Here is a 22,951-nt window from a genome sequence, read left to right as displayed (position 1 = left end):
TATTTCAATTTTCTTTATATTTGACTGATGTCAAGAAATATTCGTGGAGATGAATCAGTTTTAGAGAATGTACTCAGTTTGGTAGAAGCATTGCTGCAACTGTCCCAAGAGCAAGACTGTGAGTCAAAACTTCCACTTTGCGTTGTCTGGAATGCTGATAAGCTGAGAATTACCGGATATAAAAGCCAACAAACAAGAGGAAACAGAAGCAAAACATCTGAAGTTGGTACAAAGAAGGAATATTTACTCCAACAGATTAAAAATGTTGGCAAAACTTTAAAACTTCCCCGGCAAAAAGCAGAATCTAACGTTTCTCAAAAAGAAAGAGAATTACAAGAGCTTCAAACTGCACTTGACTGGCTATGGAAGTTGGGAGTGCGAGAACCGGAAAAAGCTGCAAACAATCAAGGTTATTGGAAATTTACCCTGACGCTAAAACATCAGACAGCAACGATAAAAGATAATCTGGATGTGGTTAAGCAGAAGTGGAAGGAATACCATAAGACAAATTTAAAAGAAACATCCCAGGTACAAACAACAGATAATAGCTTTGACTGGCAAGAAATCTGTGGCGCTATGCTGGAAAAGCATAAGCGTCTCACCACAAATCAATTGCTGTTTGCTGATGAGGAGATGAAATTTGAGCTAGAGGAAATTCATGTCCCTTTAGCGTTGGTGGAGCGTAACAAACCGAACAAGTGCAGCGAGGATATTTCCGCAGAACAAGGTTCGCGACTTTACGAACCGAGTTATGAAGAGAAGCAGCGATTTGAACATCAGGCTTTTTTAGAGAAAGTTATCCGTGATGGTGTTGGTAAAACGCAAGGACACCGCATCGCTTTAATTGGGGAACCGGGTGCGGGAAAAACTACTCAGTTGCAAACCATAGCTTTTTGGATATTAGACAACAATCTGGGTTTACCAATTTGGATTTCTTTGGCAGACTTGCAAGGAAAGAGTGTAAAAGATTATCTCCTGAAAGATTGGCTGGAGGATGCTTTAAAATCGGTAGAAGATGTAAAAGAACAAGAGAAAAAGGCTTTCGCAGATTTATTCAAGAATAATTCTGTGTGGTTGTTGTTGGATGCAGCAGATGAAATGTCTTCACCCCAACCATTAACTGAGATTTCCCAGCAGTTGACGGGATGGGTGAAAAATGCGCGGGTTGTACTGACTTGTCGGGTGAATGTTTGGGAAGCAAACGCAGGCGCTTTAGCTGATTTTGAGACGTATCGGTTACTCAATTTTGAATATTCGCAACAAGTACAAGAATTTATTCGGCGTTGGTTTCACAACAAGGATGCAGACAAAGGGGAAAGATTATGGCAGGAATTAGATAAAGCTGAACGTCAGCGCATCCAAGATTTAGTGAAAAATCCTTTGCGGTTAGCGCTGTTGTGTAGCACTTGGCAAGGTTCCGATAAAGGTTTACCGGAAACGAAAGCCGGACTTTATCAGCAGTTTGTGGAAGAGTTTTATAAGTGGAAAGAAAACCGCTTCCCTACCACCGAACAGCAGCAAGAGGAATTAAACGCAGCGTTGGGACGTTTGGCAAAACGGGCAATTGAGCAAGAAACGTCACGGTTTCGGCTACGACATAAGTTTGTGCGTGAGGTATTAGGCGATCCAAAACAGCAAAATTCTTTATTTTGGTTAGCGTTAAAGTTGGGATGGCTAAATGAAGTTGGACTGGCTGCAGAGTCAGCAACGAAAGAAAAAGTTTACGCTTTTTACCATCCTACATTTGAGGAATATTTTGCAGCGTTGGCGATTGATGATTGGCACGAGTTTCTAAATCATGTTCCCGACAACCCCGCGCTAGGTGTTTATCGCATTTTTGCCCCGCAGTGGAAAGAGGTGATTTTGCTGTGGTTGGGACGTGAGGATGTGGAGAGGGAGAAGAAGGAAGAGTTTATTCTGGCGTTGGTGGAATTTGATGATGGGTGCGGAGAATACAGAGCTATTGATAGAGTCACAAAGGGATTTTACGAGTTTCGTGCTTATTTTCTTGCTGCTGCGGCAGTTGATGAGTGGAAAAATTCTGTCAACGCAGATGCTATTGTGGCGGAAATCGTTAAATGGGGCTTTGGGGAGTTTAAGGTTGAACAAAACAAGTGGGTAAAATTTATTACACCAATAGTAAAAGGAGTAGAAACAGCACTGTTTGAGACAAATCGGATAAAAGCGATCGCTGCTTTGGTGGAGTTAATCGGCAATCCACAACTGGATGATGATATCCGAAGGGAAGCGGTAGAAAGCTTAGAGAAAGTTGGCTCTGGCAACCAAAAAGCGATCGCTGCTTTGGTGGAGTTAATCGGCAAACCACATCTGCATGATGATACCCTCGGTCGAGCAGCATACAGCTTAGAGAAAATTGATCCTGGCAACCAAAAAGCGATTGATGCTTTTGTGGAGTTTATCAGCGAACCACGCCCACCTACTCACACCATCAGCCTAGTGGTAGAAAGCTTAGGTGAAATTGGCTTTGGCAACCAAAAAGTGATTGATGCTTTAGTAGAGTTAATCGGCCAACTACAACTAGATGATTATGCCATCAGGCAAGCGGGAGAAAGCTTAGAGAAAGTTGGCTTTGGCAACCAAAAAGCGATTGATGCTTTGGTGAAGTTAATCTACAAACCAGAACTGGATGATGATATCCTCAGCCTAGCGGCAGAAAGCTTAGAGAAAATTGACCCTGGCAATCAAAAAGCGATTAATGCTTTGGTGAAGTTAATTGGTAAACCACAACTGGATGATGATATCCTCAGACTAACGGCAGAAAGCTTAGGGAAAATTGGCTCCGGCAACCAAAAAGTGATTGATGCTTTGGTGGAGTTAATCGGCAAACCACAACTGGATGATGATACCTTCAGGCGAGCGGCAGAAAGCTTAGGGAAAATTGACCCTGGCAATCAAAAAGTGATTGATGCTTTGATGGAGTTAATCGGCAAACCACAACTGGATGATTATACCTTCAGGCGAGCGGCAGAAAGCTTAGAGAAAATTGACCCTGGCAACCAAAAAGCGATTGATGTCTTGGTGGAGTTAATCGGTAAACCACAACTGGATGATGATACCCGAAGGCGAGCGGCAGAAAGCTTAGGGGAAATTGACCCTGGCAACCAAAAAGCGATTGATGCTTTGGTGGAGTTAATCGGTGAACCACAACTGGATGATGATACCCGAAGGCGAGCGGCAGAAAGCTTAGGGAAAATTGACTCTGGCAACCAAAAAGCGATTGATGCTTTGGTGGAGTTAATCGGCAATCCACAACTGAATGATAGAACCCGAAGGCAAGTGGCAGAAAGCTTAGAGAAAATTGACCCTGGCAACCAAAAAGTGATTGATGCTTTGGTGGAGTTAATCGGCAAACTACAACTGTATGATCATGCTCAAATACAAGCGTTATTTAGCTTAAGACAAATTGGCTCTGGCAATTCAAAGGCAATTGATGCTTTGATGGAGTTAATCGGCAAACCACAACTGGATGATTTTACCCTCAGGGAAGCGGTATCTAGCTTAGGGAAAATTATGTTAGAGGAACAGATGCCGAGTATTGTCACCGTGTTGAAGGATTATTTATCACCTGAAACTTACAAAAACGACTTTCAGCTATTTGATAATTCCTACCAAGTTATCTGGAAATGCGCCCAAAGTATGCCCTACCCCACTTTTTATCAAGCTTGGTATCAACAAGAGAAAGTGAAAAATGGAGAGTAGGAAAGAAAAATACTTCCTCCAGCCAAAACATAAGCGAAATGTGGAAGTAGCAATCCCTTGTAAAGACGCGATTCATCGCATCTCGTAAGCGTCTTGTAAATCTATAGCGTCCGATATTTCCGCAATCCAGGGAATGCGTAGGCGTAGCCCGTCGCAGACATCGCCCCTAATAAAACAGATATTGCAAACAGGATAGCAATGCGATCATTTTTGCGATCGCCCCTTGTAGAGACGCGATTCATCGCGTCTTTCTTTCCCGCATTTACATAGCGCGAATAATTCCGAATTTTTTGGGATGGCAATTACATCAATGCAAAGCAATAATTGCATAAATTTTGATATCAATCAAAGATGTAATTATGAATGATTACGCTCCTCAACCAAAAAACACCAAACCCAAATACAAAGGTAAATATCGAATTGACTCAACCCGTTTGCCAGCATGGAGTTATGCCAGTAATGCTGGATATTTCGTTACTATTTGCACCGATGGTAAAAAATGTTTTTTTGGTGAGGTTGTGGATGGTAAAATGCAGCGATCGCCAATTGGAGAAATTGCTCATAAATTGTGGTATGAGATTCCTAATCATTTTTCCAATTGCCAGATAGATTCTTTTTGCGTCATGCCTAATCATATTCATGGGATTTTGGTTATTAATCAAATACGAGAAGACACGAATCAAATACAGGAAGAAGACGCGATGAATCGCGTCTCTACAAGGGGGGATGGTCAACGGGGTGGGGTTACTGGGTTATTTAATCCGATGTTGTCTAAAAATTCCCTTTCTAAAATTATTAGGTGGTATAAAGGACGATGTACATTTGAAATTAATCAAATATATGAAGATTTTAGATGGCAAGAAAGGTTCCATGACAATATAATTCGTAATGAATTCGCCGTCGATAAAATTAGACAATATATTATCAATAATCCAATCAATTGGGAACGCGATCGTGAACAACCACCCCATTCCCCCTTGTAGAAACGCGATTCATCGCCTCTTATACTATTTACGCGTATAACGATGTTTCACCCCAACCGGGAAATATTCAGCATCGCCCATTGGCGCTAATGCAACCTGTGGTGTTTGATATTCTAGGGGAACATAATTAGCAAACTCGCTATTTAAGCGTAGCAGTTGTGCAAGAATCGAAGATGCGATCGCTTCTCTTTGAGCTTCACTACCTTCTACTCCCGGTGCTAATTCCACAACTACAGATAAAAATCGGTTTTTGTCTGCATCTTCCTTCACTTGCAACACAAATTTACCTGTCACCCATTCTTGAATCACTGGTTGTTCTAAGCCCACCGTCACATTTTCTGGATAGATATTTGCGCCAAAGTAAGAAACTGTAAAGTTAGAACGACCAAAAACATAAACAAAAGGTAATGAGTGAATACCTCTGGCTGAATTCTGATTCTGTAACTCTGCAACAGCGTCGAATCCCCATTTTGCTAGAAATTCCAGCATGGCATCATAACTAATTATGCCGCCAGTGTCCAAGATGTCATAACGCACTAAGGGAATACCGTTATCTCCAGAAAATAGCAATGCCCCATCTTGAACTTCAAAAAAGCGATTGCAAGGATCGTACTGTACTAACGTCGGTAAACGCGATTCACCAAATAAAGCTCTAGCTGCATCGGGATTTTCTGCTAAAAAACGCCGAATGCAAATACTTAACGGTGTTTCATTGCCCAAAACTCCCGCATCCGCAGTCCCGTAAAGTGATGCAAAATCATAGCAGGGATTTTCTGAACCAACTCGTTTACCAACCAAACTCCGCCATTCTTCGCTGAATACTTCTCCCGCCATCACAAATTTAATCTGATATTGCTGCCACTCGACACCGCGAGCAATTCCAGTATCAATGACATCTTTCAAAAATGGCGGATATCCCAAAAGTACCACTTGCTCGAAAGCAGAACCTAATTCTTGCACAACTCGCAATATTTCTTCTTTATTGTTACCGGGAGTAATTACAGTCAGGGGATAACCTTTACTAGCAAGATAGCGACAGCAATTAGTGGTGAACATTCCACCTACCCAAGTCCCTAAAGTGAAACAAATCACGGCTAGAGTATGTCTGGTATCTGCATAAAAACTATCGTGAAAAATTTGTTCAAAACGTGTGGCGATTTGCAGTTCATCAGTAAAAAAACGCGGCCAAAATGTCGGTTTCCCACTGGAACCAGAGGAAGCGGCTATCATATCGCAACCTTGGAGTTGTCCGTCACGGCACAAGTCAGCTAAAGGATAACGCAGTATATAATTTTCTTTGGCGATCGCTGGCAGTTTTTGAAACTCCTCCAAGGTTTGAATACTTGCAGGATTAATTTCTCTTGCTACTAAAAAAGCCTTGTAGGCGGGTACATTAGCCGCTACATCGTGAAATAAACTCAAAGCTACTGAAGTTTGAGTGTTGAGATGTCGTTGCAGTTGCGTTTCTAGGGGAGTAGAAAGAAAATCTTCAAATGCTTTAATTGCTCGCTGGCTTTGTGATTTGCAGTTCATGATGCTTGTTGTTTATCTTGAAGTATCAACACCGTTACTTGCTGCAAGTATTTATTTTATCCTTTATCTAATACCAGCAAAATCCCAGTTATTTTTAGTAAAACGTATTTAAGAGATATTTAAGAGATTTTCAACTCAAAAATATCTAACTATTTCTTACAGAGAAAGTGTGTCCTATATAAGAACTAATTTGATACACAAACTTAGCTAGAGAATGTTAGTGTATAAATATACAAAAGTATTGCTCTTTATTTAATTAACACTTCTGAGGATAGGAACATCCTACCCCTAACGTTTGGTAAGATATCCGAAAACAAAGGTACGCCCGTTGTAGTCACTCAATAAAAGCTGAATTTATTCTTGGGCATCATGCAGGTCTATTGTAGTAAACAACACACAAATGATAATGGTAACCGCTTTTGTACCCATTGCGGCGAACCATTAGCTCTTGGTGTGGGGCAGGTGATTGATAATCGCTATCAAATTATACGTCAACTAGGCCAAGGCGGCTTTGGACGCACTTATTTGGCGAAGGATAAAAATAAATCCGATCAAACCTGTGTACTGAAGGAATTTGCACCCCAAGTACAAGAAAAACAAGATTTACAAAAAGCTAAAGAGTTATTTGAGCGAGAAGCCAATGTCCTTAAAAAACTCCAGCATTCTCAAATTCCACGTTTTCACACCTCGTTACAAGTGAAAATAGGTACTAAAGATTTTTTCTTTTTAGTCCAAGATTATATAGATGGTGAGAATTTTGACCAATTATTAGAACAGCGTCGCACTCAAGGAAAGTCCTTTAGCGAAGAGGAAGTAATTACCCTACTGCAACAGATTTTACCCGTGCTATCCTACATTCACTCACAGGATGTAGTTCACCGCGATATCTCTCCCGATAATTTGATTTTGCGGCGTTCTGATAATTTACCAATACTGATTGATTTTGGTGGCGTCAAACAATTGCCAGCTTCTCAAGGTTTTTGGCGGACTCAGTTGGTTGGGAATAACACTTTGTTGGGTAAAAAAGGTTATGCTCCAGAGGAACAATTACGGCAAGGCAAAGCTTTTTTTAATAGCGATTTATACTCTTTGGCGGTAACTGCATTAGTATTATTGACGGCACAGGAACCGCAAAAATTATACGATAGCTATCAAGGAATTTGGTACTGGGGCAAGCAAATCCAAGTCAGTCCCCGACTGGAGTCGGTGTTAAAAAAGATGCTGGCTTATAAACCGAGCGATCGCTATCAACGAGCCCAGCAAATTCTCAAAGATTTACCATCGCCAAATGCAACTCAACCTTCGCCTAATTATGTTACTACCAAGATTAAGACGATGGTAGTTGCTCCTGGAAGACAACGCGCCACTGCTATTGTGAGTAGATTCCACAACAGAACCCAAGCAATTGTTAAATCAGCATCTTTCCCCGTTTGGATTCGCCCTTTTGTGATGAGTTTGGGTGGCACAGCTTTAATTGTTTTAACTGGTGCAGGTGCTTGGGCGGTGGTAAATGCAGTGATTAAGAGTGTAACTTCGATTACTATCCCATCAATTTCATTACCGCAAATTCCTCAGTTTCCAAATCCCAGTGGTAAACCAGGCAGCGACAAAAGAAAAAATAGCAACCTCCAGAAAATTATCAGTCGTCGTCAAGAGCTAGAAATTACTGAAGGATTTTTTATTCGCACAGTAGATGATTTATTTTATACAAAAAAACCAGAATTAAAAGGCCGTAGCCTGACATCTAAACCTGAAGACGCTGGTTTACGAGATGAATGGTCTGGTATCGCTGACGATCTATTAGATAAATTAGAACAGGCTAACCTGAGTACAGCAACTCGTCGGAAATTAGGAAACTATAGTCAAAAAGATTACGATACATGGAGACGACAAGCGCGATCAGGGCAGTTTGGGAACTATACAATCGATCAATTGACTAAAGACACAAATGAAAAGTTTGATCGCTTGTTCCCTGGTCAGCAGCGTGGGAAACTCAATCAACAAACTTTCGGTCAAATTTGGTATGCGATCGCAGCCGACCAAATTAGTAAAGTACAATCTAGCAAGTAACGGACTGGGGACACGGGGAATGACGAATGACAAATCACAAATGACAAATGACAAAATTATATTGTTCTAAGGGACATGAAAATTCCCCCGATAGTCGCTTTTGTCTCCAGTGTGGTGAAAAATTGGATACACCCATGAGTAATGGTATACAAGCAGGATTAACTTTAGGCGGTCGCTATGTGATTGTGCGTCAACTCGGTCAAGGTGGCTTTGGACGTACTTATTTAGCTGAAGATGTTAACCGTTTCCGCGAACTTTGTGTTTTAAAGGAATTTTCTCCCCAAGTTCAAACCGCTTACGTTGTCGAAAAAGCTGAAGAACTTTTTGAGAGAGAAGCGAGTGTTCTTTATAAACTACAACATCCCCAAATTCCTCGCTTCCGCGAACTACTTCGCACTAATTTACAGGGTAGAGAATATCTGTTTTTAGTGCAAGATTATGTAGAAGGGGAAACTTACAGCTCTTTGTTAAATGCCAGGACAAGGCAAGGTTTGCGCTTTACAGAAGCCGAAGTGCGCCAATTATTGCAGCAAATTTTGCCAGTGTTGGAGTATATCCACTCATTAGGCGTGATTCATCGAGATATTTCTCCAGATAATTTAATACTTCGTACCGTTGACCAATTACCAGTATTAATCGATTTTGGCGGTGTCAAACAAGTAGTAGCAACTGTAGCTTCCCAATATTATCAACCCGGTGTAGTCCCATCTTCCCCATCACCAACCCTGTTAGGTAAAATAGGATTTGCTCCGCCAGAACAAATGCAAACCGGGCTGGTATCTCCTCACAGCGACTTGTATGCTTTGGCAGTAACAATGTTGGTTTTACTGACAGGCAAGCTCCCCCAAGAATTAATTGATACTTATAATTTAACTTGGCAGTGGCGACGAGAAGTCAGCCTTAGTCCCCTTTTGGGACAAGTATTAGATAAAATGCTATCTGCCAGACCAGGCGATCGCTATCAATCAGCCCGTCAAGTCCTCGAAGTCCTCAACCCTCCCCCAGCCAGCTTCCCGCCCACACAATATCCCACCCCACCACAACCTACATCCGCCACTGTTGCCGTTTCTCCCCCTCCTCCCCCATCTCCCTCATATCCCTCATATTCCTCATCTTCTCAGTCCACAAGCTGGTGGACACCAACAAAAACCTTCGTTGCAGTACTGGTAGCAGTTGGTACAACTGGATTAATTTTTTGGGGAGTAAATAGCACCCGCCATTCAGGAGAAGTTCAACCGACTCCCACAGCCAGCCCAATCCCAACCAGCGACCAGCCAACCGACCCCTTAGCGCAATACTCACCAGCCGAACGCCAGCGCAAACAAAAATTAATTGATCGCCGTCAACAGTTGGGTATTGATGAGAAGTTTTACGTTAACTTAGTGAATCAAGTTTTTTGGGACACAAATCCCAGTTTACGAGGACGGACTCTCAGCAACGGTTCCGAAGACGATAGTTTGCGGGCACAATGGGATCAAACAGCTTCAGAATTGCTGGAAAAACTAGCACTACTGAGTTCAAACTCCCGCAGACAACTGGGAAGTTATACAACTGCTGAACGCGATCGCTGGAAAGTGGAAGTCAACCGCATCAACGTTGGCAGCCGTTCTTTGTATGATTTGGGAGATGCAGCCTTTTTTAGTGTATTCCCTGAGCAGCGCAGTAAAAATTTTACTGACCAGCCCATTGGACAAGTTTGGTACGGATTTGTGAGTGATAAACTCAGTGCTATCCTTGCTGGTAGTGCTTTCCAAAAACTTATCTTTGATGCAGGTGCGCTTGGTAAAACAGTCAGCGGTACTCTTCAACCTGGTGGTGGTAAAGTATTCATTGCTGAACTTGCCAAAGAGCAATCTCTAGACTTGAAGCTAGAAGCAAATTCCCAAGTCTTGTTATCAGTCTATTCACCCTCAGGCAAAATAAAATTTTTAGAAGATTCTACCAAGCGTAGTTTGTTAGCTAAATTATCAGAAAATGGTTTTTACGAGTTTGTTGTGGTTTCCACTGCAACGAAACCAGTCGATTATGAACTCAATATCATAGCAGAAACTCCTACCCCACCCCCAACTCCGACACCAACGCCCACGGAAACACCTACGCCTACGCCAACTTCCACACCAACTCCCATACCAACTCCTACAGAAACCTCCACACCCCAACCTACACCGACGCCTAGTGTTGAGGTGACACCTTAAAGTAATTAAGGGACTGACTAATAAAACATAGTTCTATTTTTTAGATATTTCTAATTTATTAAAAGAGTTGGAGAGAGGCTGAGCTTTTAACACTGAAGCTGCATAGTCGGCTATGACTTTATGACCAGCAGTTGTAGGATGAATACTGTCCCAGAAGAAGAAATTATTTTGGTTAGTCTTACACTCCAATGATGGATTAGAAGGAGGTAAGGTTATTAAAACTGAGTTACCTAAGCAAGAGTCAGTCGCATTTGTGAAACCATATTGTCTAGAATTGGCTAAAATATCTTGAAATAAAGAATTAACATCTAAAAAAATAATATTTATATTTAATTGTTGCCTTAGCGAGTTAAGTCTTCTAATTAACTCGACATTATATTCATTTACAGAATCGTTGAGTTGTTTGGAGATTGGACTATTTCTTGTACCTGGTAGGTTGCCCAAATTGAATAAATTAGCTACCAAAATATTTTTAGCTCCAACAGCCGCAAGAGTACGTATTCCTATTAATATGTTTGTAACTGATTGACTAGGATTGATAGCATGTTCCAAGTCAAAAAAATCATTAGCACCGCCCCACACAATATAAAGCGCATTTGGATTAACTGACTTATTTACTGTTGTAAATTTATTAATCTGAGACAAAACTCCTGTTAAATATAAACCAGGTATAGGAGGTATATTAACGTTATATAACCCAGACTTAGCACCACCAACAGCAAAATTAGTTCTGGGAGACGGGTTTAAGCCGATATCTTGTGCGAGATATTCTACCCAAACTGACCCATTAGAAAAGCGTCCATCTTTGTAGGGATGGGGAGGAATACCTATAACCAATTCATCTTTTGTAATTTTGTAAAAATTACCATCGTCAGAAAAACTGTCACCAAACACATAAATCTGCTCAAAATCAGCAGCATTTGCCTTCAATGTAAACATAAATGAAAACAATGAAACCAGAGAAATTGCCGCAGTCAAAATTGTCTTTTGCATAATATCTATTGTTTCAAAACTTTCACGTATTGACTTATGTACTCAAAGAACTTCTTCTTTTTTAATATCACTTCAAAAGTTTTAAATCAATAAAAATGCAACACAATAAGAGCTAGTTTACAAAGTAAAGCAAAAACTGAAATAGACTTATTTGAGCAGTTATTATAAACTACATTATAAATTAGTGTTTGATGAACCAAGGTGATAAATTGTTGAATATCAGTGTACTTCAGTTACTTACAGCAGTTTTCTCCTGCATAAAGTACAAAGCTAGGAGTTTTGAGGCAGGAGGCAGGAAGTAGAAACTATTTTTGTCTAATTTTAATTCTTGATTTCGTACCTCATTTACTTGCAAACTGCTGTGTAAAATGCTAACAAGATTTATTATAAGTTGAGGTTATAAAGTAAAATAAGAGAGCATTTCACAATTCGGATGCTCCCGTAAAAAAGGTTAATCTGGGAATAATTTTTAGCCATCAAAGTGGTCACAATTAACTAGTTGCAGTGAAGGCTACTTCCTAATCAAAATCTGTGGGTAAATCTGGTTGGCGATAATGTTGAAAAAGTCGGGTGATTTGTGCTGGCATTACGCGTCCAATAGAAAGTTCTGGTAACGCATCCTCAGCAAAAAAATCTACTGCTTCAGTTTCAATACTTGATGATGGAGAACCACCAATAAGCTCGCAGCGAAAAAATAACTTATAGATATAAAACGGAAAGGGTGGATGTCCCTGTTTGTTTCTGTCATAAACTGCTAATAATTTAGTAGCGCGTGCTTGATATCCAGATTCTTCATATACTTCTTTGACGATTACTTCACTGGGAGACTCCCCAATATCAGCCCATCCACCAGGTAAAGTCCAAAAACCATCGGATCTTTCTTTAACTAACAAAATAGTATTGTCACGAAAAATTGCTGCTCGGACATCAACTTTGGGAGTTGCATATCCTACTTCACGGTTAAATAAATCAAGTATATAGCTGTGTTCGACGTTTGAATAAGTCGCCATCATTTCTGTGGCGATCGCTCGTAATTGTTTATAGCGTTCGATATCATAAACATTTTCAGAATAAGTGAGACCATTTTGGGCGATCACTTGTAACTTTTGCGCCCATTCCAGCCATTTAGTTTCCACAGTTTTTTCCAAGTTTATCTAAGTTAGTGCAAGCAAGTACCTGATTGATAAATTTTATTTGACGATGCTTCTTAGCCCATCTCTAAAAATCTGAAAACTTCTAGAGAGGTTGTTTTCTACATCCATATGGGGAGAAACTTTCTCAGCAAAGTTGATTTTTTGTAAGCCTGTTTCATAGCCATATTTTTTTAGGATCTTATCTAGTTGCTCCCATGTACCACCTTTGATAGTATCTGGATTCCGAAATTTGGCTTGCTGCGACAAAGAAACAGGAATCTTTTCATATTCAGCTCTAATTGCTGTCACATCACCTATAAACCATGACTCCAGTTCTTCTACAGCAATTCTATGGAGAACAATATTTCCTTTGTGTTTAGTCACAACACTGCTAGCATCACAAAGTTTCCTCTTTAATTCTTGGCAATCACATCTATCTTCATCTACTAGAATCACGATTCGCCAGTCATCGGGCACAAAGTTAGCATAAGATTTCATCCGCTCTGGCAGTCTTTTTAAAAGTCTATCTTTATTTTGAAAGTTATGAATTTTCAGTGTGTGAGTCTCACCTATAATTTTAGGAACAATAAAATTTAAAGCAACTTCAGTTGAAGGTTCTTCTACTAAAAACTCTATATGCATAATTGCTACTACTAGTAAGGTAATCCTCTAAGATATCCTTCAGACCAGAGATCACCTAAGCCTGCTTGGGATTCTATAAAATATCTAGCATCATGGATTTGGTCAGCCCTTGTAACAGTTGCATAACCCTTCTCATCACGTTGGAAAATCCAGAGTTGTCTAGCATCTTTTATTGTATTAACAAAAAATGGTGAGTGGGTAGAAACAAATACTTGTGCGCGTTGCGAATAAGCCTGGGCTTCCTCACTTAAAGAATCAAGCAGTCGATGGTGCAGTCCGTTCTCTGGTTCTTCAATACAAAGTAATTGAGGAGGATTGGGGTCATTTAATAATATCAAATATGCTAGTAATTTTAGTGTTCCATCTGAGGAAAATCTTGCTAAAAATGGTTTACTAAAAGGTGCATCTTTAAATAAAAGAGCTAGCCTGCCATCAATTGTTGGCTCCGATTCCACTTTTTCTAACTGGGGAACACGGCTAACCAATAACTTCAAAATTTTGGATAAAGTTTCTTGATGTTCATCAGCAAGGTATTGAACTACATTGGCAATATTGTCTCCTTCACGAGAAAGATGTTCCATTGCACCAGCAGTCGCTAGCTGACGGGCTTGATCTGGTATAAAATAAGAGAGAAACCATTCCTCAATAAAACGGCGCAAACTAGCAATGCGTGGGTTATCTGATAATTGACCTATAGTTTTAATAGCCAGGGAACTKGGGTCATCCATTTGATAGTGAATTCTTTTGTCATTAATTTCAGGATTTTCACCACTAATTACTTCACCTCCACCATTTTCAAACTTAAGAAAATCAAATGGTTTTCCACGAGAACCGCGCTTCCATTTTAGAGTTTCTCTTGAAACAATTGGTGCTCCATTTTGTAAAGCAATAGCAACTGTATAGGTGATTTTAGGAGATTCATTATCTTCACGATACTTAATTACAATTTCAATTTCTTGACCTTGACAATCGCGGGAGATGACTTCTTGAAATCTTCCTCGCTTTTCTAAAGCTTTGCGAACATTTGTAGTAAGGCAATCTGAAAGAAAACCTATCACATCAAAAAAAGTAGTCTTGCCACTACCATTAGGTCCAAGAAAAACGGAAAAAGGCTTGATATCTTTTAGGGTAATATTTTGCATAACCCTATAGTTTTTAACTGAAATTTCTTCAATTCTTGCCATTACATAATCACTTTCATAACTTTGGCAATGTAGTTAACAAAGATGTTCAGGACTTACCCACTGACTACGATTTTACGTCATTACGAGTAAAGCGAAGTAATCGCCAAAAACTCTGGGATTGCTTCCCTACACTACGTTCCGGTCGCAATGACAAAATAGTGGTTGCGTAAGTCCTAATGTTAACAAAAGTAGTAAGGGCACGACATATCGTACCCTTACTAAGGATGTTATCAATTAGCCGATGTTGATAGTAGCTTTAGAGCTAATTTCTTACGCATCATCTAAAGCTGTAATTCCAGGCAATTCCTTGCCTTCGAGTAACTCCAAGCTAGCGCCACCGCCGGTGGAGATGTGGCTCATTTGATCGGCTAAACCGACCTTTTCCACAGCCGCCACCGAGTCGCCGCCGCCGATAATGGTAGTTGTGCCAGCTTTGCCGATGTCAGCCAGAGTGCGAGCGATCGCTTCTGTACCTACCGCAAACTTATCAAACTCAAACACACCCATCGGCCCGTTCCAAATTACCGTTTTGGTATCTTTAAGGGCTTCTTGGAAAACTTTTACTGAGTCTGGACCAATATCCAAACCCATACCATCATCAGGAATATTCTCAATGCTGACAGTTGTCGCATTCGCATCGGCAGCAAATTTATCTGCCGATACGATATCTGTAGGTAACAGGAAGGTAACACCACGTTCCTTGGCCTTAGCTTCCAAAGACTTCGCCAATTCTAGCTTGTCTTCTTCTACCAACGACTTACCAACATTCAAACCACGGGCTTTGTAGAAGGTAAAAATCATCCCACCGCCAACGATCAGCTTGTCGCACTTCTCCAGTAGCGTTTCAATCACGCCTATTTTACTGGAAACCTTGGAACCACCGATAATTGCTGCTAAAGGACGCTGGGGATTTTCAATGGCGTTTTGGAGATATTCCAATTCCTTCTCAACCAAATATCCAGCCACAGAAGGACTCAGGAATTTAGTCACACCTTCAGTAGAAGCATGGGCGCGGTGTGCAGTACCAAAAGCATCATTTACATAAAAATCAGCATTGGCTGCCAATTTTTGGGCAAATTCTGGGTCGTTTTTCTCTTCTTCTTTGTAGAAGCGAACATTTTCCAGTAGCAGCACTTGTCCATTTTCCAGCGCCGCCACCTTGGCTGCAACTTCTTCTCCAATGGAGTCATCAGTCTTGATAACTTCTTGCCCCAATAACTCAGACAGACGCTTAGCTACAGGTGTCAGGCGTAATTTCTCATCTACACCCTTGGGACGCCCAAAATGGCTCACGAGAATCACCTTAGCTCCCTTCTGCGTCAAATCTTGGATAGTTGGCAGAGCGGCGCGAATGCGAGTATCATCTGTGATCTTGCCTGCATCGTCCACAGGCACGTTAAAATCAACCCGCACCAAAGCCCGTTTTCCAGATATATCACCCGCAGATAAACTTGCTAAACTTTTTTTGGACACAGCAAACTCTCCTGATTGCCTTTTTGTTATTGTTTTGAAAGTAGAACCATCCAGATTTTACCGGAGTCAGGGGTGTCCAGGTGATAGAGATGTTTAAAACAGTACTATTTCCAATCGATCAAAGCCGGGAAACCCGGGAAGCTGCTGAGGTAGTTACCAATATCGTCCAAAAGTATGGCAGTCGCTTGGTGCTGCTGTCTGTGGTAGAAGAACCACCCGCAGACGCACCTAGTGAAGATCCAATGGTGTCACCAGAGGTAGTTGCCAAACTGCTCCAAAATGCTCAATCTTTATTTTCCAGCCAAGGAATTCAATCCGAAGTTCTGGAAAAGCAAGGCAAACCAGCTTTTACCATCTGCGATGTCGCTGATGAAATCGGGGCAGATTTAATTATCATGGGCTGTCGGGGGCTAGGCTTGACTGAAGAGGGAGCGACTGATAGTGTTACCACTCGCGTGGTTAATCTTTCCCCTTGCCCAGTGTTGATTGTGCCTTAGCAGTACTGAGTGATGAGAAATTTTAGGCGGTGTGTCATTAGATTGAAACACCGCCTAAAATTGTTTCGACAATTCTTGTTTATTTAGCAGTTACTTAAATAATCATGAATAAAACTCCCCGCATCTCTATTCCACCGGAAGTAAAGAAATATGTCTGGCAACGTGACAAATATCAATGCCAAAGCTGCGGTAAAACTACACTAGAAACTAAGCTCACCATTGACCATATCATTCCCCTCGCCTGTGGAGGTCAAAACGATATCAGCAATCTACAAACTCTTTGCTTGATTTGCAATCAGCAGAAAACTGACAGCATTGATCCCCGCTTTAGACGCTATTTTGATTTATAGTGATTTTCATGTGGATGTAATACTTTTATGGGGCACACAGGTGTGTGCCCCTAAAAGCTATAGGAACTGATTTGAAATCATACTGACATCTACAGCTAACTTTTTGCCCAATTTGAGCAACTGACGGCAGCGATGAATATCTTCTTCATTATTAAGAGTGGTGATGCACAAAGGTATTATCTGATTGTGCAGACAGCTGTAATATAATTCCTGGGATCGATGTAGAGAAATATTAATATCTAATTGATCCCCGATATCAATCAATCGCTCCAACTGTTGGATATCTGCATCAAAACTACCATTGGCATCGTGCAACAATTGCCAAAGCGATCGCACAATTAACTGTTCTAATATTTGCTTGCCGTCGGGAATATTTAGCCGACAACGCAGATGTTTTGCTTCTGTGGCGATCGCTTCCAATTCTACTATGTGATTCCAACGCATTTGGGGATCGGCGATATCTTGCTCAAGCGATCGCAATCTCATCAGACAGCGATGCCCTAAAGCTATGTCTGCCGCTACCTGCAATTCTTGCGGGACTGGTATTTCATCGCGATGAAACGCCATCAACACCCCATAGTTATCGCGGTATACTTGGGTATAAAGTTGTCCTACAGGTGTCAGTGTTTGCTGACTCAACAGCCGCATAATTCGGTGGCGTTCTTCAGCAAAGAGATTTTCCAAGCTGAAAGTATCTTCGCCAAATAACTGCGTCATAGCCAAGATAGTATGAGCTGCACTCGCTTGTTGCAGTCCCCTAAACAGCTTTTCTTTTAATTGGCTGTAGTCACGTCGCCCTGTAAATTGTTGAATGCAGCAGTGGAAATCCCAACCTCCTAAATGCAGAACAGCAAATACCAAATGCTCACTTTCCCAAGTAATCTCTGATACTAGCTTTAAATTTCCTACAGCCAGAGTTAGCGATCCCATGCGTTGGAGTTGGTAATCTAGCTCATTGGCAGTGTAGCAATAAACCCGCTTTGTATGAGTCCCCACTGCCGAGTGCTTAGTACCCAGTGTCGATCCCTGATTCGTAAACAAAGAAGTAATTGCGTAATGGGCTGCAACTTGTTTAAAACCAAGTTGGGCAGTGAGTACTAGTTGCCGATAAATATCCCCACCATGCTTGAACTGTTCGACATTACTGGGGGCTAAACCAAGACGTTTAAGGAAGCCTTTTTCCAACTGTACTCCAGCCACTTCCCCCGCCAATTCCAAAGCACGGGCGGCGTAGCGAAGAATCTGCGTCCCCTCTGGACGGGAAATTTCTTCAAAAAACCAGCCACAACTAGTGAACATCAACAAAGCATGACGTTGCATTTCCAACAAGCGCAGGGCGTCAACTTGTTCAGCGGCTGTTAGTTTGTGGGTTTGATGGCGACAGAGGAAACGGTTGACGTTGGCAGAAGAGCGATCGCGCATCACCTGAATATATTCATCGCGTGCTTGCCAGGGATCGCGAAATAACAGTCTGCCATATTCTTCGTACACCTCAATTAGCTGATCCCGCAGCCAATTGAGAGCATCGCGCAACGGACGACGCCATTTCTGATGCCAAGCACTACCTTCTCCACCACAACCACAGTTATCCTGCCATCTGTCTACACCGTGAGCGCAACTCCAAGCTGTGATTGGCTTCAATTCCACTTCCCAAGTAGGAGAATTTAAGCTCAGATAGTGAGCGAAGTTCGTCACCGTCCAACCCTGTTGGGGAAATTCTGTTGTGAAGGCGTAAGCTAAAGTTTTTTCAGTTCCTTTCTTGTGATGTCCAAAGGTTTCCCCATCTGTAGCCACAGAAATCAACTGTGCTGGACGATGATCCCCACGCACAGCTGAACCGATACGTCCAGTAAAGTAACTGGAATTATAAACGACATCACTAAAACCCATGTCTCGTGATATCGGGCCATCGTAGAAGAAAATATCAATATAGGGTAATTCTTCCCGAGTCACATCGTTGGGGCGATCGGGGATCGTACTTAAAGATAAAGATGAAGTCTCCAGTGTGGGCTTTAAATAACAACGATAGGGACGAGTGGGATCGATCTGACCACCACCAACTTCGTACCATTCAGGACTGGGATGATCTTTAGTAGGCAAGGGACGACAACGCTGTGCCTGAGACGGTGCAAGGATAACGAAGCGAATACCTTCAGCAACTAGAGCTTCTAGGGTGGGGTAGTCCACACCTGTTTCTGCTAGCCACATACCTTCGGGATCGTGTCCAAATCGAGAGCGAAAGTCTTCTTTACCCCAGCGAATTTGGGTATATTTGTCGCGTTCATTCGCTAGCGGCATGATGATGTGATTGTATACTTGCGCGATCGCATTCCCATGACCGTGCAAACGCTGCCTACTCTTGACATCCGCCTCCAAAATCCGCTGATAAACCTCCAAATCGTAGCGTTCTAGCCACGACATCAGCGTTGGGCCGATATTAAAACTAAAATACTCATAATTGTTGACGATCCCCATCACTTCGCCTTGGTCATTTAAGACTCTGGCAAAAGCATTTGGGCGATAGCATTCCCAATGAATCCGCTCATTCCAGTCATGGAAAGGTGCAGCGCTCGGTTGGCGTTCAATCGCGTCCAGATAAGGATTTTCCCTMGGTGGCTGGTAAAAATGACCATGCACCGTCACATAAACACCATTAGCTGTTCTCAGGGGATCGACAGAGTAAGTGTTGTGGGAATCTGAATGTAATGTTGACGTTGAGCCAGAGCTAGCTGGCATTTGGGCAGCAGAAGTCATGTATATTTATCCAAAAAAAAACTTGTAGTTGCACCAATAAATGGTGTGCATAAACCTTTCTACAATGGTTTGAACACAAAATCCGGTATAAAGAACAACTATGAAATACAACCAAATTTTTCAGAAAGCGATTTTAGTATAGTGGGAAATCTGCGTTATCGCACAGCCCTTTCCCTGAAGGCTTCAAGTAATTAGCCATTTTACGACGCCTCAGTTATGGGTTTTCTCTTTGGCAGCGCCAATCAAAAACTTAATTGTCTTTTAATATATTAAACCCGATTTTTGGTGTAATATTTTGAATCAATTTCATACTTTTGCAACAAAAGATTACGAAAACTCCTTAAATTGTAATCTTCTTTTACAAAGATAGCAGTGAATTGGGTATTGGGGAAGGTGGAGCCCCCTCTGGCGATAAGGGGTAATGGAGACTGGGGACTCAGAAAGAAGAATTTATGACTAATGACGAATAACCAATGACTAATGACCAATGACCAATAAAGTTCTGTAAAATTTCTGAATTGGTCTACAGACTCTTGAGAGTATCCTATGGGAGTTATCACTACTGAGTGATGAGTAAGTAACAGCAAAGAAAATAAGTAGCTAGGCATGAATTAAGTTAAAGTTCGTAGTTGGCGCTTTAGTCTAACTACAAGCTATGAAGTATCTTCAATTAGTTATGCTCATTTACTTAAGACCATTCGTTTACTCCTCATTCTTGTGTCTTGATTCAAAACTCAGGACTCAGAATTGGGGACGGGGGACTAGTATTGTTACTCAGCACGGGCTAAACGCCCCATTACTGCTAACAAGACTCAGCACTCAGATAGGATACCGTCAACTCAAGGTGACAAATGTCAGTTAAAAACATTTTTCTTTTCGTTTTATTACTGTTTATCCCAGTTTCCTTAGCAGCGCACTTTCTGGAGTGGGGAGAATTGCTAGTTTTTCTTACGGCTGGATTAGCGATTTTGCCTTTAGCAGCTTGGATGGGAACAGCCACAGAAGAAATTGCTGTTGTGGTTGGGCCGACATTGGGGGGGTTGTTAAACGCCACCTTTGGCAATGCTACAGAACTGATTATCGCTATAGTAGCGCTGAAAGCTGGGTTAATAGATGTAGTCAAAGCCAGTATCACAGGGTCGATTATTAGCAACTTACTGCTGGTGATGGGTTTTTCGATGCTTTTGGGAGGGCTGCGCTACAAAGAACAAACATTTCAGCCAATTGTAGCGCGGGTGAATGCTGCTTCGATGAATTTGGCTGTGATTGCGATTTTGTTACCCACAGCCATGAACTACACTGCTACAGGAGTTAACCAACAAACGCTGCAATATCTTTCTATTGCTGTTGCAGTAGTGTTAATTCTGGTTTATGCCTTAACGCTGCTATTTTCCATGAAAACTCACTCTTATTTATATGATGTGGGTGTGGCAGAAGCAGAAGAAGAGGTAATGTCTGATGGCAAACCCAATATTGTGTTGTGGGTTGGTGTGCTGCTAGTATGTACCTTGTTAGTGGCAATTGAATCAGAATTGCTGGTAGATTCTCTGGAGGTGGCTACATCCCAGCTTGGTTTAACAGCACTATTTACTGGGGTAATCCTAGTTCCGATTGTAGGTAACGCCGCTGAACACGCCACAGCAGTCACCGTAGCGATGAAAGATAAAATGGATCTTTCCCTTTCTGTAGCTGTGGGATCGAGTATGCAGATTGCCTTGTTTGTCGCCCCTGTGTTGGTGATAGCAGGATGGGTGTTTGGTCAGCCGATGAATTTGGATTTCAGACCTTTTGAATTAGTGGCTGTGGTTGTGTCTGTATTAATTGCTAATACCATTAGTTCCGATGGTAGGTCTAATTGGTTAGAAGGCACTTTATTATTAGCTGCTTATACAGTGTTGGGATTTGCCTTCTACTTCCATCCAGTTATCGATGGTATGGGATAGCGAACTAAAAGCGATCGCCTCAAGTTTAACCAAAAGCGATGCCGATAGATTATGGGTAATTAGACAACTAATTACCTATTTCCATAGATATAAAATAATTACTAAAAATTCTCCTCTCAAGTTTTTTGAAAAAATTGTATAGTTGATGACATTTTTTAGATTAAATTCATGCACTGGGGGATTCAAAGCTTAGTATAATCAACCACAGAGAAAATTTCGTGAAAATCTGTTCCTAAATTTATAGAAGAGATGATTCAAATTCTGGATTCTACTTTGAGAGAAGGAGAACAAACTCCAGGAGTTTATTTTGCTCCGGAAATCAAGTTAGCGATCGCTCAGTTTTTAGATTGTATAGGAATTGATATTATTGAAGCTGGTAATCCCGCAGTAGATAGGGAAATTGCCAAAGCGATCGCTCATATTGCTAAAGCTGGTTTGAAAGCTAAAATAGGCGCTCATTCGCTTTGTCGAAAAGATGATGTGAAAAAAGCGCTAGAGTGTGGTGTCAATTTTTTAGGTATCTTTTTTAGCGTTTCCGAGAACCGATTGCAGCAAGACTATGATATTGGTCTAGAAAAAGCGATAGAAAAAATTGTTGAAGTTATAACTTATGCTAGAGAGCAGCAAGAAAACTTATTAATTCGATATACTCCAGAAGATACAGTGCGATCGCCAATCGAAAATGTGATTGCAGCGGCGATCGCGGCAGTGAAAGCAGGAGCGAATATAATTAGCATAGCTGATACAACTGGATACACAACACCATTTGTTCAAAATCGTAGCATTGCTTACTATGTCAAAACCCTCAAAGAAGAACTTGCAAAACAGCAATTATATCCACAAATAGAAATTCATTGTCACAACGACCGAGGTTTAGCCTTAGCAAATGCTCTAGATGCTTACAACGCTGGAGCAGATATTATTGATGTCAGTGTTATGGGATTAGGGGAACGCTCTGGCATTGTTGACTTAGCAGAATTACTGATAAATTTAATAGATATAGTTGAAGAAAAATCAGCTTGGAATTTGAGCCAATTAAAAGAATTATATGATTTTGTCAGCGAGCATTCCCACATATCTATTTCACCTCATCATCCCTTACTCGGAAAAAATGCCTTTACCCACTATGCAGGTGTTCATGTGAATGCTGTCGCCAAAGATGAAAGACTTTATCAAAGTTTAAATCCCGAACTTTTGGGAATCAAAAGTAGTTTAGCATTGGGAATGCAATCAGGATATATCGCTGTAAAACTTGCTCTCAAACAGATTGGGAGAGAAGAACTGATTGAAAACCAAGACTTAGTAATGAATATTTTTCAAGAAATTAAAGAAATTGCTAAAAGAGGAACTCCAATTGATATCGAGCAAGAATTGCCAACAATTGTAGAGCATTGCATTGTTAACCAGAGAGTTACTAGTGAGATTTGTTCGGTTTAAGTTGAAACTTATCCCTTACCAATATAATATTACCTATCTATTCT

17 protein-coding genes are annotated in these 22,951 nt (G+C 41.2%); 9 read left to right on the top strand and 8 right to left on the bottom strand.

The window, feature by feature from the left end:
* Positions 1 to 27 precede the first annotated feature (27 nt).
* Positions 28 to 3,720: a HEAT repeat domain-containing protein gene (locus tag FCR06_RS20310; protein WP_138502919.1), complete on the top strand. Its 3,693-nt coding sequence runs from the start codon at positions 28 to 30 to the stop codon at positions 3,718 to 3,720.
* 101 nt (positions 3,721 to 3,821) lie between these two features.
* On the opposite strand, the gene FCR06_RS20305 is transcribed toward FCR06_RS20310, so the two are convergent.
* Positions 3,822 to 4,022 carry a hypothetical protein gene (locus FCR06_RS20305; RefSeq protein ID WP_138502917.1) on the bottom strand — a complete coding sequence of 67 codons (201 nt, stop codon included), beginning with the start codon at positions 4,020 to 4,022 and terminating at the stop codon, positions 3,822 to 3,824.
* A 57-nt stretch (positions 4,023 to 4,079) separates the two neighbouring features.
* On the opposite strand from FCR06_RS20305, the gene FCR06_RS20300 reads away from it, so the two are divergent.
* On the top strand, positions 4,080 to 4,703 hold the full coding sequence (locus FCR06_RS20300; RefSeq protein ID WP_138502915.1) for a transposase: 624 nt from the start codon (positions 4,080 to 4,082) through the stop codon (positions 4,701 to 4,703).
* Between the two features lie 24 nt (positions 4,704 to 4,727).
* Here the strand turns inward: FCR06_RS20300 and FCR06_RS20295 are convergent, their stop codons facing one another.
* Positions 4,728 to 6,236, bottom strand: a complete 1,509-nt coding sequence (locus tag FCR06_RS20295) for a phenylacetate--CoA ligase family protein (RefSeq protein ID WP_138502913.1) — start codon at positions 6,234 to 6,236, stop codon at positions 4,728 to 4,730.
* A 369-nt stretch (positions 6,237 to 6,605) separates the two neighbouring features.
* On the opposite strand from FCR06_RS20295, the gene FCR06_RS20290 reads away from it, so the two are divergent.
* Positions 6,606 to 8,306 carry a serine/threonine-protein kinase gene (locus tag FCR06_RS20290; RefSeq protein WP_138502911.1) on the top strand — a complete coding sequence of 567 codons (1,701 nt, stop codon included), beginning with the start codon at positions 6,606 to 6,608 and terminating at the stop codon, positions 8,304 to 8,306.
* 47 nt (positions 8,307 to 8,353) lie between these two features.
* Positions 8,354 to 10,501, top strand: a complete 2,148-nt coding sequence (locus tag FCR06_RS20285; RefSeq protein ID WP_138502909.1) for a serine/threonine-protein kinase — start codon at positions 8,354 to 8,356, stop codon at positions 10,499 to 10,501.
* 33 nt (positions 10,502 to 10,534) lie between these two features.
* On the opposite strand, the gene FCR06_RS20280 is transcribed toward FCR06_RS20285, so the two are convergent.
* The 5 genes from FCR06_RS20280 to FCR06_RS20260 all read right to left on the bottom strand — a co-directional run bounded on the left by FCR06_RS20280 (position 10,535) and on the right by FCR06_RS20260 (position 15,926).
* A complete protein-coding gene (locus FCR06_RS20280) occupies positions 10,535 to 11,494 on the bottom strand; it encodes an SGNH/GDSL hydrolase family protein (protein WP_138502907.1) in 960 nt (319 codons plus the stop codon).
* 518 nt (positions 11,495 to 12,012) lie between these two features.
* Positions 12,013 to 12,630, bottom strand: a complete 618-nt coding sequence (locus tag FCR06_RS20275; protein WP_138502905.1) for an NUDIX hydrolase — start codon at positions 12,628 to 12,630, stop codon at positions 12,013 to 12,015.
* A gap of 54 nt (positions 12,631 to 12,684) precedes the next feature.
* The gene (locus FCR06_RS20270) at positions 12,685 to 13,269 is read right to left on the bottom strand and encodes a DUF4276 family protein (protein ID WP_138502903.1); all 585 of its coding nucleotides are present in this window, start codon (positions 13,267 to 13,269) and stop codon (positions 12,685 to 12,687) included.
* An 11-nt stretch (positions 13,270 to 13,280) separates the two neighbouring features.
* Complete coding sequence (locus tag FCR06_RS20265) at positions 13,281 to 14,453, bottom strand: AAA family ATPase (RefSeq protein ID WP_138502901.1); 1,173 nt, start codon at positions 14,451 to 14,453, stop codon at positions 13,281 to 13,283.
* A gap of 270 nt (positions 14,454 to 14,723) precedes the next feature.
* Entirely contained in the window at positions 14,724 to 15,926 is a 1,203-nt protein-coding gene (locus tag FCR06_RS20260; protein WP_138502899.1) for a phosphoglycerate kinase, read from the bottom strand.
* A gap of 89 nt (positions 15,927 to 16,015) precedes the next feature.
* On the opposite strand from FCR06_RS20260, the gene FCR06_RS20255 reads away from it, so the two are divergent.
* Both FCR06_RS20255 and FCR06_RS20250 read left to right on the top strand, forming a co-directional pair.
* The gene (locus tag FCR06_RS20255) at positions 16,016 to 16,423 is read left to right on the top strand and encodes a universal stress protein (RefSeq protein ID WP_138502897.1); all 408 of its coding nucleotides are present in this window, start codon (positions 16,016 to 16,018) and stop codon (positions 16,421 to 16,423) included.
* A 104-nt stretch (positions 16,424 to 16,527) separates the two neighbouring features.
* Positions 16,528 to 16,773: an HNH endonuclease gene (locus FCR06_RS20250; protein WP_138502895.1), complete on the top strand. Its 246-nt coding sequence runs from the start codon at positions 16,528 to 16,530 to the stop codon at positions 16,771 to 16,773.
* A gap of 57 nt (positions 16,774 to 16,830) precedes the next feature.
* On the opposite strand, the gene FCR06_RS20245 is transcribed toward FCR06_RS20250, so the two are convergent.
* Positions 16,831 to 19,527, bottom strand: coding sequence for a DUF3536 domain-containing protein (locus tag FCR06_RS20245; RefSeq protein ID WP_138502893.1), 2,697 nt, complete (start codon positions 19,525 to 19,527; stop codon positions 16,831 to 16,833).
* Between the two features lie 851 nt (positions 19,528 to 20,378).
* On the opposite strand from FCR06_RS20245, the gene cax reads away from it, so the two are divergent.
* The 3 genes from cax (at position 20,379) to FCR06_RS20235 (ending at position 22,907) form a co-directional block, all read left to right on the top strand.
* On the top strand, positions 20,379 to 21,470 hold the full coding sequence (gene cax, locus FCR06_RS20240) for a calcium/proton exchanger (protein WP_138502891.1): 1,092 nt from the start codon (positions 20,379 to 20,381) through the stop codon (positions 21,468 to 21,470).
* Positions 21,457 to 21,612 carry a hypothetical protein gene (locus FCR06_RS32815; protein ID WP_189523502.1) on the top strand — a complete coding sequence of 52 codons (156 nt, stop codon included), beginning with the start codon at positions 21,457 to 21,459 and terminating at the stop codon, positions 21,610 to 21,612. The genes cax and FCR06_RS32815 overlap by 14 nt, the downstream gene beginning before the upstream one ends.
* Before the next feature lie 107 nt (positions 21,613 to 21,719).
* On the top strand, positions 21,720 to 22,907 hold the full coding sequence (locus FCR06_RS20235) for a LeuA family protein (RefSeq protein WP_138502889.1): 1,188 nt from the start codon (positions 21,720 to 21,722) through the stop codon (positions 22,905 to 22,907).
* Positions 22,908 to 22,951 lie beyond the last annotated feature (44 nt).

Source organism: Nostoc sp. PA-18-2419 (genome assembly GCF_005869855.1).
In the GTDB taxonomy this organism is placed as follows: Bacteria; Cyanobacteriota; Cyanobacteriia; order Cyanobacteriales; family Nostocaceae; genus Nostoc.
The sequence above is the reverse complement of the archived record's forward strand: the minus strand, read 5'-3'. Positions and strand labels throughout refer to the sequence as shown.

Coding starts and splice junctions, on each gene's coding strand:
- FCR06_RS32815 (WP_189523502.1), top strand. CDS start 21,457: ATGGTATGGGATAGCGAACTAAAAGCGATCGCCTCAAGTTTAACCAAA.
- FCR06_RS20280 (WP_138502907.1), bottom strand. CDS start 11,494: ATGCAAAAGACAATTTTGACTGCGGCAATTTCTCTGGTTTCATTGTTT.
- FCR06_RS20300 (WP_138502915.1), top strand. CDS start 4,080: ATGAATGATTACGCTCCTCAACCAAAAAACACCAAACCCAAATACAAA.
- FCR06_RS20250 (WP_138502895.1), top strand. CDS start 16,528: ATGAATAAAACTCCCCGCATCTCTATTCCACCGGAAGTAAAGAAATAT.
- FCR06_RS20270 (WP_138502903.1), bottom strand. CDS start 13,269: ATGCATATAGAGTTTTTAGTAGAAGAACCTTCAACTGAAGTTGCTTTA.
- FCR06_RS20285 (WP_138502909.1), top strand. CDS start 8,354: ATGACAAAATTATATTGTTCTAAGGGACATGAAAATTCCCCCGATAGT.
- FCR06_RS20255 (WP_138502897.1), top strand. CDS start 16,016: ATGTTTAAAACAGTACTATTTCCAATCGATCAAAGCCGGGAAACCCGG.
- FCR06_RS20290 (WP_138502911.1), top strand. CDS start 6,606: ATGCAGGTCTATTGTAGTAAACAACACACAAATGATAATGGTAACCGC.
- FCR06_RS20235 (WP_138502889.1), top strand. CDS start 21,720: ATGATTCAAATTCTGGATTCTACTTTGAGAGAAGGAGAACAAACTCCA.
- FCR06_RS20295 (WP_138502913.1), bottom strand. CDS start 6,236: ATGAACTGCAAATCACAAAGCCAGCGAGCAATTAAAGCATTTGAAGAT.
- FCR06_RS20310 (WP_138502919.1), top strand. CDS start 28: ATGTCAAGAAATATTCGTGGAGATGAATCAGTTTTAGAGAATGTACTC.
- cax (WP_138502891.1), top strand. CDS start 20,379: ATGTCAGTTAAAAACATTTTTCTTTTCGTTTTATTACTGTTTATCCCA.